The sequence below is a fragment of the Thalassobacillus sp. C254 genome (assembly GCF_001310615.1).
Window position 1 is genome coordinate 442,319 of sequence record NZ_BAXQ01000001.1, and the last position, 13,603, is coordinate 455,921.

At 42.0% G+C, this 13,603-nt stretch carries 8 protein-coding genes, 2 pseudogenes and 1 other annotated feature; of the genes and pseudogenes, 4 read left to right on the plus strand and 6 right to left on the minus strand.

Annotation, left to right across the window (positions count from 1 at the left end; translation table 11 throughout):
* Window positions 1-3: 3 nt before the first annotated feature.
* The 4 genes and pseudogenes from JCM19033_RS02440 to ezrA all read right to left on the minus strand — a co-directional run bounded on the left by JCM19033_RS02440 (window position 4) and on the right by ezrA (window position 4,969).
* Window positions 4-213 carry an alpha/beta-type small acid-soluble spore protein gene (locus tag JCM19033_RS02440; protein WP_054635130.1) on the minus strand — a complete coding sequence of 70 codons (210 nt, stop codon included), beginning with the start codon at window positions 211-213 and terminating at the stop codon, window positions 4-6.
* 195 nt (window positions 214-408) lie between these two features.
* The gene (gene thiI, locus JCM19033_RS02445) at window positions 409-1,617 is read right to left on the minus strand and encodes a tRNA uracil 4-sulfurtransferase ThiI (protein WP_054635131.1); all 1,209 of its coding nucleotides are present in this window, start codon (window positions 1,615-1,617) and stop codon (window positions 409-411) included.
* A pseudogene (locus JCM19033_RS02450) lies at window positions 1,614-2,767 on the minus strand (cysteine desulfurase family protein). Before JCM19033_RS02450 ends, thiI begins: the two are co-directional and overlap by 4 nt.
* A 507-nt stretch (window positions 2,768-3,274) precedes the next feature.
* Window positions 3,275-4,969, minus strand: a complete 1,695-nt coding sequence (gene ezrA, locus JCM19033_RS02455; protein WP_054635132.1) for a septation ring formation regulator EzrA — start codon at window positions 4,967-4,969, stop codon at window positions 3,275-3,277.
* 328 nt (window positions 4,970-5,297) lie between these two features.
* Between ezrA and hisJ the strand changes: the two genes are divergently transcribed.
* Entirely contained in the window at window positions 5,298-6,098 is an 801-nt protein-coding gene (gene hisJ, locus JCM19033_RS02460; RefSeq protein WP_054635133.1) for a histidinol-phosphatase HisJ, read from the plus strand.
* Window positions 6,099-6,107: 9 nt separating this feature from the next.
* Here hisJ and refZ read toward each other — a convergent pair whose 3' ends face one another.
* Window positions 6,108-6,746, minus strand: a complete 639-nt coding sequence (gene refZ, locus JCM19033_RS02465) for a forespore capture DNA-binding protein RefZ (RefSeq protein ID WP_054635134.1) — start codon at window positions 6,744-6,746, stop codon at window positions 6,108-6,110.
* A 149-nt stretch (window positions 6,747-6,895) separates the two neighbouring features.
* Here refZ and JCM19033_RS02470 point away from each other — a divergent pair, with 149 nt between their 5' ends.
* Together JCM19033_RS02470 and rpsD are read left to right on the plus strand one after the other, a co-directional pair.
* Window positions 6,896-7,375 carry a GAF domain-containing protein gene (locus JCM19033_RS02470; protein ID WP_054635135.1) on the plus strand — a complete coding sequence of 160 codons (480 nt, stop codon included), beginning with the start codon at window positions 6,896-6,898 and terminating at the stop codon, window positions 7,373-7,375.
* A gap of 299 nt (window positions 7,376-7,674) precedes the next feature.
* Entirely contained in the window at window positions 7,675-8,277 is a 603-nt protein-coding gene (rpsD, locus tag JCM19033_RS02475; protein WP_054635136.1) for a 30S ribosomal protein S4, read from the plus strand.
* A 130-nt stretch (window positions 8,278-8,407) separates the two neighbouring features.
* On the opposite strand, the pseudogene tyrS reads toward rpsD, so the two are convergent.
* Window positions 8,408-9,683: pseudogene (gene tyrS / locus JCM19033_RS02480) on the minus strand (tyrosine--tRNA ligase).
* Window positions 9,684-9,945: 262 nt separating this feature from the next.
* Window positions 9,946-10,167, minus strand: a binding site (T-box leader).
* 228 nt (window positions 10,168-10,395) lie between these two features.
* Here tyrS and JCM19033_RS02490 point away from each other — a divergent pair.
* On the plus strand, window positions 10,396-13,603 hold a 3,208-nt coding region (locus JCM19033_RS02490), incomplete at its 3' end, for a transglycosylase domain-containing protein (protein WP_054635138.1).

Here is a 13,603-nt window from a genome sequence, read left to right on the forward strand (position 1 = left end):
TTTTTATTGTTGCTGCTGCCCATTGCTAAATTGCTGTTCGGACATTTGAACTAAACGCTTTGTAATTTCTCCGCCAACAGAACCGTTGCCTCTGGAAGTCGTGTCAGCTCCTAAGTTCACTCCGAACTCTTGAGCAATCTCATATTTCATTTCGTCAAGAGCTTGTTGGACTCCAGGTACAACCAAGCGATTTGATGAGTTATTGTTAGCCATCTTTCTCACCTCCTCATCAACTAGCCTTTACCTGGACCCCCTTGTTCATGTAGTAAAAATATAGGTAATTCATGAATGAAAAGGATTTTTCAGACAACGATGAGAACGAATGCCATCATTACGAGAAATGTAACACCATTCAGATTACCAAAAGGGGTATCTCGTTTTTGTCCCCTTTTTTCCTACTAGAGAGTTTTATAATAAATCATCGATCACATTTTCTTTTTTGCCAGAAGCAGGGCCCAATTCAACCGTTTCTACCTTCTGCACAGCCTCTTCGATAAAAGGCTGAAAATCTAATCGGTTTTCAAAACGATTTGATTTTTCCCTGTTTGGCTTCGTTTTAGAATCAGAAGGCAAAAAGATTGTACAGCAATCCTCGTATGGCAGTATCGATGTCTCGTACGTGTCAATCTGATGGGCAATTTGAATAACTTCTTGCTTATCCATGGTGACAAGAGGACGCAGAATGGGAAGGTTTGTCACTTCATTGATAGAATACATGCTGTCAAGAGTCTGGGAGGCAACCTGTCCTAGGCTTTCTCCATTAACGATCGCTTTTGCTCCTCTATTTTCAGCAATATGAGCAGTAATTCTCAGCATCATCCTTCTCATCACAGTCATTGCATAGCTTGAAGGAATATGTTGATGGATCGCTTTTTGCGTGTCTGTGAAAGGGACAATGTGAAGCTTAATCTTCCCCCCAAATTTCGTCAAGATCTGTGTAAGGTCCTCCACCTTCTTGCGGGCTCGTTCATTTGTGTAAGGAGGACTATGAAAATGAACGGCTTCCAAGTCCACTCCTCGTTTAAGGGCCATGTACCCGGCCACCGGACTGTCTATCCCGCCGGAAAGCATTAGCATAACCTTTCCGCTTGTCCCAACAGGAAGTCCTCCCGCTCCTTCTATTCTTCCACAGCTTATATACGTGCCTTGTTCTCTTACTTCAACTGTAATTTCAACATCCGGGTTGTGCACATCCACTGTTACCCCTTCTGTATTTCTTAGAATATGAGCTCCTACCACAGGATTTAACTGCTGGGAAGGGATCGGAAAAGGCTTATACGTACGACGTGCACTGACTTTAAATGTAGCAGCCTTGGGACTGTGGTTTAAAAAGGCCTGAAGGCCCCCTCTTTTTATTTTTTCTTCCTCATTTTCAGTTTTTATGGCTAAAGAGAAGGAAGAAATTCCGAACACATGCTTCAGCTTTTCGAGCATTTCCTTTGGATCTTCATCATGAATTTCTATTAACATTCGGCCAAAAGTACGTTTGATCTTGCTCGTCGGATGAGCCGTCAGAGCATACTTAATATTTCTTTGCAGCTGCTTTTCAAAAGCAGTTCTGTTTTTTCCTTTTAACGCCAGTTCACCATATCTCACTAAAATGTGATCATAAATCATTTTTTATTCGCTCCCATAACTTTCAATAATTCTGGTATTTGAGAATGTAATTCCCCTAGCAAAGCTTCAATTTCCGCTTCTGTCGTTTCCAGAGAAAAGCTCACTCTAATGGCACTCTCTGCCCGTGCTCTGCTCTTACCTGCTGCAAGAAGTACCTCACTCGGTTCATGTAATCGCGAAGAACAAGCTGACCTTGTTGAAACATGTATGTCTTTTTTGGTCAGTGCCTGGATAAGCACCTCAGGCTTCACCCCTGGTATGGAAAAATTAACAATATGAGGGGCACTCCCTTTCCGTGGAGTATTAACATATACTCCTTCTACTTTATCCAATGCATTTATCAAGTTTTCTTTCAGCCGCTCCATTTTGTCTCTCTCTTTTTCCTTTTTTTCAGAGAGAGCCTTAATGCTTTCGCCATAGCAGCAATGCCAGCTACATTTTCTGTTCCCGGACGATGAGCAAGCTCCTGACTGCCCCCATGAAAAAGAGGTGACAGTTTCACGCCACTTCGAATATAGATTGCTCCTGTTCCTTTTAACCCATGGAACTTATGAGCTGAAAAAGTACATAAATCTATATGGGCCTCTTTAAACGATAAAGGCACTTTGGTCATTCCCTGTACATGATCCACATGAAAAACCGCTTTGGGCCAATCCTTTAAAACTGTGCCGATTTCTTCAATTGGCTGAATTGTCCCCAATTCATTATTCACATGGATGACAGACACAAGAATAGTATCCTCTCTTAGTGATTCAGCCAGAGTTTCGACCTCCAACCGCCCCTCATTATTCACCGGAAGCCAGGTTACTTCAAATCCAATCTTCTCCAAATGAAAAAAAGCTTCTTTCACAGAGGGATGTTCTATTTCTGTAGTAATTACATGTTTTCCTCTGCCTTGGTGCTCCAATGCAGCTCCTTTAATAGCAAGATTGTTCCCCTCAGTTCCTCCTGAGGTGAAGATTAATTCTGAAGGGGCAATATGAAGAAGCCTGGCGATCGAGCTTCTTGCCTTTGTTAATAGCATCTCTGTGTCCAGCCCTACCGAATGAAGAGAAGAAGGGTTCCCAAAAAATTGCTGAGATACTTGGGTGAATGTATTTACTGCTTCTGGATAAGGTGGTGTGGTGGCACTATTATCCAAATATATCATGGTAAAAACCCCTTTTAGGTTATGCATGGTCTAGTTTGCAACAATATATAATAGCATAATTCATCTTTATATTCGAGATGGTAAGTCTTTTCCCGTCTTAAAGAAAAAAAGCGCTTCTGCGCTCTACAGGGACCGTTCCACAAGGTTTCTTTCAGCAGGAATTTATTGCACTACCCCTGTTTCAGCTCAAATAAGTATAATACTTCACATGATTTGACTTCATAAATAGAAAATAATTTTTATATCAACCTGGATTCACTTCAGGTAAAGCGGACCTCTCCAAACTGAAGAGCATTTTTCTGTTACTCCCGTTCTTCTATCCAGGTAAGCATTTCCCCTATAGAAGCGCGGCACCATCAGGAGCCAAATCATTACTGCATCCTTTAGGGAGATATTTCATAAGCAGCCTCATTGTTACATTTAGTATACCGCAAGAAACTACGAATAACACTGTATGTATTCTTCCTTATTATTTTTCGTGAAAGAAATACAAAAAAAGAGAAGGCTTTATGCCCTCTCCTTTGCTCGTTCCTTAACTTTTTCCAGCACTTGCGGCTCTTTGTTCTCTATCGCAGGCAATGCCAGGTTTACAGCTTCTTCATAAGCACCTTGACGAAACTTCTGTTCAGCATGCATTAAAGCTTCATCTACTTCAGGTGATTGTCGTCTGAAGCGATTACCGTATTGAATCAGTGACTCTGAGAGCTCTGCTTTCTCAATGGTTTCTCTTAAATAAGTTGAAGTCTTTTGAAGCTGCAAGCTTGCTTTTTCTACTTCCTCATATACTTTATTCATTTCTAACGGAAGATCCTGGAGACGCTTAGAAGCAAGAGACAACATCTCATCTGCCTTTTCCATTTCATCGACAAGAGACCCTGGAACGTATGGAAGCCTGCTCTTTTGAAGAGCCAGCTTTTCCTGAACCATTTGTTTACGAAGCTCCTTCAAATTATCAAGAGCTTTTAGCTCATCTTTTCTTAATGTATATAGCGTCTCTTTTGACGCACGTATCATTTTATCAATTTGGCTGAGGTCACTGCTTAAGTCTTTAAGCATATTCTTTAAGGATGTAAAGGACTGCTTTTTGTTCTCGAATAAATCCTTAAAGACACGCCATGATTTATCAGCTTGTTCAAACTCTTTTTTTACTTTTTGCTGACGATTAACCTCATCTTCAGGGATGCGGTAGCTTAGCTCTACCTTTCCTCGTTCATGGCCCAGCTCCTGCAGCTGGTATTGAAGTCTTTCCACGTCATTTTTAATGCTTAGGATCGTGGATTCAACATACTCTCTTGCATCTACTTCTTCCTCCAGGGACGTGTAGATTCCCTCAAGATTGCGATGAAGCTCCTCCAGCCGGTCTCTCACTTTCTGAAGCTCTAAGTTCTCTACATCTTTGACCAGCTTTGGAAGTTCTTCGCGATATGCCTGGATGTCCTTTTCAAAAGAAAAGTTATCAAGCTGGTATCCTTTTTCTCTCATATCCTCCATGCCAGCTTCAATATCCTTCAGCTCGGCTGGAAAATCCGATTCAATCTCGATTAAAAGCGAAGGAATTTCTTCCGATTGTTCTTTCATTAAAGAAAGCTCTTCTTTCACAGTGGTAAGGACTGTCCTGGCCTGAAGGTAATTCCCATCCAATGTCTCTTTTTCAAATTGGGAGAAGCCTTCTTCTACTTCCTTTAACTTCTTTTCAAAGTGATTACCTGCCTTGCCAAACGAACGCCAATGAAGAGAAATGTACTTTTTGACATCCTGGTACTTTTCCTTAACCTCGCCTATGTCTGAGCGGTTCTTCTCTTCACTATGTACTAGTTCATTTACATCTGTCATTATATTATCAATCTGGTTTTCAATTTCCTCAAGCTGCACCTCTACAGCCTTTATCAGCTCTTTTGATTTTTTGAAACGATACTTATTTGCCCATTCTTCAATATCAAAGAGAGCTTCCTCTATGTCCGGAAGATGGACATCAATGATATCATCCCAATCCTTTCGCCAGGATTCAAACTTTTCTTCTGTTTCTCCTGAAATCGTTAACCCCTTAACCCTGGATATTTCTTCAGCAACGGGACGATTTGTAACGTCTGATTTCCAGCGTTCTATTCGGTCTACTTCTTTATAAATATTTTTCCGTAAAACCGAACCGCTGATAATCACTACCGCAAAGATAACAGCAATGCTGATAACCACATATATCATATGACCTCACTCCAGTTTCTCCACACCAATAAGGTAGGTACAATCTCTTGATTGACTGACTTTTAACACTTATTATATTCCGAGCTGCTGTAAAGCAGTTTTACCTATCAAAACTCATTAAGTTGATTTTTTTCTACATAAAACGTCAAATTCCTTCTTCTTCTATAAAAAACTTGTGCAGAACAGAAACGTTCTTTATAAAAGATCATAGAAGAATACACTTATTATAATGATAACATGATAAGATTATTTTTGAAGTCATTTCCATGTAAACAAACGAAAAAATTCCCTTCGCCTGTAAAGGGAAATAAAATGGGAGGTAAACGCTATGATTGTTGATCGTGACGGCCATGTTCACACACCATTTTGTCCCCATGGAACACTCGATCCCTTGGAGAAATATGTAGAAGAAGCGATAAAAGCTGGTCTGAAAACCATCACTTTTGCAGAGCATGCCCCCCTTCCTCTAAACTTTGAAGACCCTGTTCCCGAGAAAGACAGTGCAATGGAATTCCGTCAGCTGGATTCCTATTTCCAAGAGATCGAAAGAGTAAAAATGAAATATACATCTGACATCCTTATCAAGACAGGACTGGAAGTTGATTATATTGAGGGTTTTGAGAGTGAAGTCAAGGCTTTTTTAAATGAATTCGGCCCTCGTTTGGATGATGCTATTCTTTCCGTGCACTTCTTGAAAAAAAAACAGAAAAACGAATACATATGTCTTGACTACAGCCCTGATTCCTTTAAGGAATTAACCACTATATTTGAGAGCGTAGAAAGTGTAGCTGATAAATACTACGAAACCGTACTAAAGTCGATATACAGCGATCTTGGCGCTTACAAGCCTGGCCGAATCGGACATATGACTTTAGTACGCAAATTCCAGAAAAAGTTTACTGGCAACACTGCTCCTAAAGAACCTATCCTTGCTATATTAAATGCGATCCAGGACCAGGGATATGAATTGGATTATAATGGGGCTGGGACAGCAAAGCCTCTATGCAGGGAGCCTTATCCCCCTTCCTGGGTTGCTGATGAAGCAATGAAGCGAAACATTCCCTTGATCTATGGATCGGATGCTCACCAGGCAAAAGAAATGATGCAGGGCAGCAGCCAGCTGCTCTGATCAGGGGCTCTATAAGGAAGCTGCTGAAGTTTCGATATCATGGATTAAATGATGATCGACCCAGTGAGACAATTCTTTCATATACACTTTCAGGAAATAAGATTCCTGGGGCTGCAAATGAAATACTTCTCTAATATACTGGGGATGGAGAAAGGGCATTGTCACCATTCCCCTGACATACATTACTGTCCAGTCTAAAGGAGCCCTGGCAAAGATCCCTTGCTTAATGCCATGTTGAATCACTAGTGAGTACATGTGCTTTTCTTTCATAAAATAGGTGCTCATAAGTTCTCTGACCAGCACGGAATCCAATGTCATTTCCCGAAGAACAAAGCGGGAACGGTGATGGTTTTTCTGCATGTATTCAAGAGAGCTTTCCATAATATTTAGCAATGTTCGCCTGGCCCCTAGCTCAGTAAGCCTTTCCGCTTCTTTTTCAAGGGTGTGCAAATACCCTTCAAGGTAATCGGTCATTAAATTTTCAAGGAGACCTTGTTTTCCTCCAAAGTAGTAAGAAATTAAGGAAACATTAATGTTTGCTTTCTCAGCAATTGCCCTCACAGAAGTGCCGTGAAATCCTTTGGTGTTAAAGAGAAAGGTAGCTGCATCCATCACTTTTCTTTTCGTCATTCCTTCTTTTTTACTCATGGAAGGTCCTCCCTTTCCAGCTCAGTTTCATAGAGTATATATTCTGTTTCTTACTTTTATTTCCTTTTGAAACTTCTCGACAGTTCTGCCCTCTTTTAGTCAGATTTCTCAATGAAAGGTATTAAAAAACTATTAAGCAGGTGAAAAAAATGTTTAAACCAGTACAATATAATGATTCTCTTAAAGACAGCTACACCACCTTAAACAAACAACTTGATGCTCTCATGAGCGGAGAAAGGGACATGACTGCTAATTTAGCAAATGCTTCCGCTTTATTAAATCAATTTCTGGACCGGGTGAACTGGGCAGGCTTTTACCTTTATAAAGAAGGAGAACTTGTACTCGGCCCATTTCATGGTCTTCCTGCCTGTGTAAGAATTCCACTTGGAAAAGGTGTGTGCGGAACTGCAGCCGCTGAACGAAAGACTATTAGAGTAGATGACGTGCATGCTTTTCCAGGGCATATCGCCTGTGATGCTGCTTCACGTTCTGAAGTTGTTGTTCCACTGCTCAAAGAAGGAGAATTACTTGGAGTCTTAGATATCGACAGCCCGGAAAAAAACCGTTTTACAGAAGAAGAGACACTCTATCTAGAGGAGTTTGTGGACGTCCTGATCCGTCACCTGTAGTCAGAATGAAGACAACGACCTTCCAGCCTTCTATAAAGATAGTTTTCCAGGGTGATTGACTTTCCTTCTTATTCATTATATAATCTCCCTTGTGTAAAAAAAGACAGCCTGGATAAACTTGATGTGTTAACCCTCATCATTTTGTTCCTCTTAACCCAGCGGCTGAAAACGGGTTGAGGTGTATCAGGTAACCTCTAGCTGTCGAGGCGAAGGTGCATGAAAACAAAATGAGCATGTCAGGAGATTATCATTGTTGTTCTTTTTTCCATAACTTTAAAATATAAAGGGGGAGTCTTTGTATGGCACGCTATACAGGACCATCTTGGAAAAAATCCCGCCGTCTTGGAATTTCTTTAAGCGGCACAGGAAAAGAATTAGAAAAACGCCCATATGCACCAGGTGAGCACGGACCTACTCAACGGAAAAAACTTTCTGAGTACGGCCAGCAGCTTCAAGAAAAGCAGAAGCTTCGTTTTATGTACGGCTTAAATGAGCGTCAATTCCGTCGCACATTTGATATTGCAGGCAAAATGAAAGGTGTTCATGGTGAAAACTTCATGATCCTTCTTGAGTCCCGTCTGGACAACCTTGTGTACCGTTTAGGACTTGCCCGCACTCGTCGTGCAGCGCGCCAGCTTGTTAACCATGGTCATATCACTGTTGATGGTGGACGTGTAGATATCCCATCTTACCGTGTTGCTCCAGGACAAGTTATCGGTGTTCGTGAAAAATCTCGCAACAACTCTGCTATTAAAGAAGCAGTAGAAGCTAACAACTTCGTTCCTGACTTTGTTACTTTTGACGAAGAGAAGCTTGAAGGCAGCTTTTCCCGCTACCCTGAGCGCTCTGAGCTTCCAGCTGAAATCACTGAAGCTCTTATCGTTGAGTTCTACTCTCGTTAATATCAAAAACTGCCATTACGGCAGGTTTTTTCTTTTCAATTCAATAGAAAAATAGAAAAAGGCCAGTATCTTCAGGATTACTGGCTCTTTTTTTCTTTATGAAGGAGCTGGTGAAACGGCCTCCTCTTTTTTAAGCATATTGTATTAAGAAGTATTTCTTCTTCCCTCTTCTAATAATTGTAAACGCTCCATCGATTTTGTCTTCCTGACTGATGGTCTTTTGCATATCCTGGCAGCGGTCACCATTAATGTAGACGGCTCCGTTTTTAATATCCTCTCTAGCTTGTCTTTTCGAGGAAGAAATTCCTGCTTCCACAAGAAGATCAATTAGTCCGTACCCTTCTTCTTCTGCCACAAAGGTAGGAACATCTTTAAAACCTTGCTTGATTTCATTAGCTGTTAAGGTTTTTAAATCCCCTCCGCCAAATAATGCTTGACTGATGTTTTGAGCCTGCTGTAATGCTTCCTCTCCGTGGACAAAGCGTGTGACTTCTTCGGCTAGCCTAATTTGGGCAGCGCGCTCCTCAGGACGTTCTGCTGCTTCTTTTTCTAAAGCAGACAATTCTTCCTCAGAAAGAAACGTAAAATAATTTAAGGAACTTCAATACATCTCGATCATCAGTGTTAATTAAGAATTGATAAAACTCGTAAGGCGATGTTTTTTCAGGATCAAGCCAGATGGCGCCCCCTTCAGTCTTGCCGAATTTCGTACCATCAGCTTTGGTTACAAGGGGAATGGTAAATCCGAAAGCTTCGGCTCTTTCCTCTTCTTCCTGGCCTTTCATCTTTCTGATCAACTCAAGCCCTGCAGTGATATTGCCCCACTGATCACTTCCTCCGAGCTGAAGTTTACAGCCTTTTTCCTCATAGAGTCTGTAGAAGTCATATGATTGTAGTATTTGATAGCTGAACTCCGTAAAAGAAATACCTGTCTTAATTCTTGACTCTACTGATTCTTTTGCAAGCATATAATTAAGCCCAAAATGCTTACCGACATCACGCAGGAACTGAACTACGTTCATTTCACCGATCCAGTCATAGTTATTCACAAGCTCTGCTTTATCTCCGCCATCAAAGCTTAAATACTTTTCCAGCTGCCCTTTAATTCTGTCGCTGTAGGATTTAACTATCTCCTCTTCATTTAGGGTTCTTTCAGCGTTTTTCCCACTTGGATCTCCGATCAGGCCCGTTGCCCCGCCAACAAGAGCCAGCGGTTTATGACCTGCCAGCTGAAAGCGGCGCAGGGTAATAATTGTCAGCAAGTGTCCAATATGCAGACTGTCTCCTGTCGGGTCAAACCCACAGTAGAGCGTTACTTGCTCTTTCTTAAGCAGAGACTCAAGCCCCTCCCTGTCCGTTACCTGGTTTACAAGACCTCTGAATTCTAGTTCCTCTAAAATGTTCATCATCTTCTCTCCTTTAAAAAGTAAGATTATCGGGTATATTATCGGGTATAAGTATAGAAGGATACTTAGTTACAAAGTAGTACATATATCTTCTTCATATGCACAGTTAGCCTTATATGATACTTCTGCACAAACTCCCGTTTATGAGGATAAGGCTGCTGATTACTTTCCTAAGAAACGCCTTATTCGAAAGACAGACAGCGTGCTGTTAGTGCCATCACCTTTAAGAGAGCCAAAAATAATACAAAAAACTCGTCCCAAGACAAGGGACGAGTTGGCCGCGGTACCACCCTTTTTGAAAGCTGAAAGTTCCTGCTTTCCACTTCGTTTAGATATCGGGAACAATCCCGTCCTCTCCCCTGTCAATAAGGGCGAGGAAGCTCAAGAACGTATTTCGCAAAAAGATTTATGTACCAGCTTTCACCAGCCGCCGGCTCTCTGTAACAGGGAAATCTATGCTACTTCAATCTGTCATCACTTCAATATTTTTATGTAGATAATCCTTTTGTACCAAATCTCTAAATGATTGTCAAACTGGTTGTAAAGCCTACTTTCACTTCATGTAGGAATGTATGGTCTATGCTATAATACGATTGATGTTTTTTGGGGGGAATACAAGAATGAAAAGTTTTTTTGAGAGGTTAAATGCAAAAACCGATGAATGGAAAGACCTTCCTGTCGTCAGAGGACTGAATATAACATCTTATGTTGTTTGGAATCTTATTTTAATTTCTTTTTGTCCTTTTACTTATGGGAACGTTTTTTTATTGGGGGAGCAGGTGCCGGGTATTTTGTTTCCCTGGTTGAAGACGAGCCAGCTCGCTCCTTTGACGAAATGGAAGAAGAGCTCTATGACTATGAAGAAACGAGTGAAATTTATTTCGCCGACGAGGTTTACTTAGGAGAAATTAGTTCTGATTTGGAAAGGCGAGATATAGAAGTTGACGAAGTATCTGATAATCTGGTGAATGCTATAATCGCCACAGAAGATGAATATTTTTTCGAACATGATGGTATCGTACCGAAAGCAATCATGCGAGCGACTTTCCAGGAAATCACAGGAGCAGCCAATCAAACAGGAGGAAGTACGTTAACACAGCAAATCGTAAAAAACCAAATGCTTAGCAATGAAGTTTCCTTTGACCGCAAGGCGAGAGAAATAATGCTGGCGATGAGAATGGAAGAATTCTTTGAAAAGGAAGACATTCTTGAAGCATACTTAAACATCGTGCCTTTCGGCCGAAACTCTAACGGACAAAATATTGCGGGCGTACAAGCAGCTGCAGAAGGAATTTTCGGTGTAGACGCTGCTGAACTAAATATTCCACAAGCAGCCTTTATAGCAGGTCTGCCCCAAAACCCTTTTGGATATACCCCGTTTACATCAACAGGTGAAGTGAAAGACAGCTTTGATGCCGGTCTTAACCGCATGCAGACAGTCTTAAACAGAATGAAAGCCAGCGGCTATATTACAGAAGAGGAATACGAGGAAGCACAGGCTTATGACATTGAAGAAAGCCTGGCTGACCCTCGCCCGAGAACATTCGATGAATATCCTTACTTAACTAATGAAGCACAGCGCCGTGCTATCCAAATTATAAGAGAACAATTGATTGAAGAAGACGGCGTGGATTTAGAAGGAATGGACGAAGAAGAACGACAGGAAACAATATTATCCTACCATGAGGATGCTCGAGTGAAACTTGCTAACGGCGGGTACCAAGTGCATACCACTGTAAACAAGGATATTTATGACAACATGCAGGAAGCTGTGGATAATGTTGAATGGTTTGGCCCGGACAGGCAAGGAGAAGATGGTGAAGTGGAACCAGAGGAAGTCGGAGCTGTAATGATCGATAATCGTACAGGCGCTATTATCAGTTTTGTCGGTGGGCGCGATCACTCAAGAGAAAGCATGAATCATGCCACCCAAGGGTTTAGACAAAACGGTTCCACCATGAAGCCCCTTTTAGCATATGGACCAGCTATGGACCGGGGAGAACTTCAGCCTGGAACCATTGTGCCTGACGTACCCAGCACCTATAGTACTGGTGATGAGATCACAAACTTCAACAGCGATGAATACGAAGGATTTATCCCAGTTCGTGAATCACTGGTTCGTTCTCAAAATATCCCTGCTGTAAAAGCATTGCAGCGTGTAGAGCATGAAGATGCCCGGGAAGACTTGATCAATATGGGATTTACAAATCTAGACGAGAATGATCCGTACGAGTCAGGCGCTATCGGTGGTTTAACCAACGGTGCGACCGTGGAGCAGAACACGGCTGCTTACAGCTTATTTGCTAACGACGGACAATATAACGATTCGTATATTATCGACCGAATTGAAACCCATGACGGCGAAGTTATATATGAGCATGAACCGGAACCTAGAGAAGTGTTTTCTGCCCAAACTGCTTATCTTATGCTTGACATTTTACGAGACGTGCTGGGCACAGAGGAAGGAACAGCCACTTCCCTTCCGGACATGTTAGACTTTGAAGGTGACTGGGCTGGAAAAACAGGAACGACAAATGAAATCCATGATGCCTGGTTTGTTGGCTTTAACCCTAATGTGACCTTTGGTGTGTGGCTGGGCTATGATATTCCCCAATCCCTTGCTGAAAGACATAACGGCAGAGGCTATAGCTGGAGAACCCAAAGGATATGGGCAGACTTCATGAACGCTGCCTATGAAGGTGATCCAGAAGCATTGGGAATAGAAGATACTTTTGAACAGCCAGATGGTGTGGTAAGTCAGGAGATTTGCGGGATATCAGGCATGCTGCCTTCCGATCTGTGTGAGGAAGCAGACCTGGTAACAGAAGATTTATTTAATGAAGAATTTCTCCCGACTGAAGAAGATGACAGTTTAAGTGAAGTAGAGTACGTAACGATTGATGGCACTCCATACCGTGCCCTTGATGATACGCCATCTGAGTTTACTGACAACGGCATTGCTGTTAAAGAAGAATATTTTGATATTGATGAAGATGAGGATATTAGTGATTATTTACCTGACAACTGGGATAACGTCATTCCAGACGTGGAAGCGCCTGATAATGGACGGACTCCTTCCTCTGTATCAAATATTTCTATCAACGGCGGAGAGCTCACCTGGTCCCAGCATTCTGATAACGACATTGTAGGCTACCGCATCTATCAGGCCTCTTCAGATAGCGGATCTTTTTCACCAGTCGGGGTTTCTAAAGGAAATACAAACACCTCGTACAATTTAGGCTCTGGTACTAGTGCTTATTATGTCACCGCTGTAGATTCTGCGGGAAGAGAGTCCTCTTCCTCTTCTACTACAGTTGGAGAAGGATCAGGAAGCAGCGGCTCTTCAGAGGAGGACGAAGCTGAAGATAACGGCTCTAATGGCAATAATGATGATGAAGAGAATAACTCTTCAGAAGAAGAAAACGATAATAATACCGAAGAAGCAGAAGAAGCAGACGAAACAGGCGACTCCTCAGAGTCTGAGGAAAACAATGAAGAAGAATCAAATACAAACGAAGGAGAAGAAGACACAAGCAACTCTTCAAATAATGAAGAAGATTCCTCCGCCGCTGCTGACAGCGGCCAGGAGGATAACTCATCGGAAAATCCTACAAGTGAAGCCAGTGACACCAGCTCTGACAGCAGTGATGAAGAAAGCTCCTCATCAGAACCAAGTGAGGAGAATCAGGACTCCGATACAAATAGCAACGGTACGGAAGAGTCAAGTGACTCCAGTTCGAACAACAATGAAGAAGAGCCCTCACCATCCGAAACGAATGAAGAAGAAGAGGCTTCTTCCGATTCCTCTGATAACGGTGCAGAAGAGTCAGATGACACCAGCTCGAACAACAATGAAGAAGAAGCCTCATCCTCCGATACGAATGGAGAAGAAGAGGTTTCTTCCGATTCCTCTGATAACA

What these genes read in the sequence shown, in the direction of transcription:
- JCM19033_RS02440 (WP_054635130.1), bottom strand. Translation starts at nt 213, where the DNA reads ATGGCTAACAATAACTCATCAAATCGCTTGGTTGTACCTGGAGTCCAA.
- thiI (WP_054635131.1), bottom strand. Translation starts at nt 1,617, where the DNA reads ATGATTTATGATCACATTTTAGTGAGATATGGTGAACTGGCGTTAAAA.
- ezrA (WP_054635132.1), bottom strand. Translation starts at nt 4,969, where the DNA reads ATGATATATGTGGTTATCAGCATTGCTGTTATCTTTGCGGTAGTGATT.
- hisJ (WP_054635133.1), top strand. Translation starts at nt 5,298, where the DNA reads ATGATTGTTGATCGTGACGGCCATGTTCACACACCATTTTGTCCCCAT.
- refZ (WP_054635134.1), bottom strand. Translation starts at nt 6,746, where the DNA reads ATGAGTAAAAAAGAAGGAATGACGAAAAGAAAAGTGATGGATGCAGCT.
- JCM19033_RS02470 (WP_054635135.1), top strand. Translation starts at nt 6,896, where the DNA reads ATGTTTAAACCAGTACAATATAATGATTCTCTTAAAGACAGCTACACC.
- rpsD (WP_054635136.1), top strand. Translation starts at nt 7,675, where the DNA reads ATGGCACGCTATACAGGACCATCTTGGAAAAAATCCCGCCGTCTTGGA.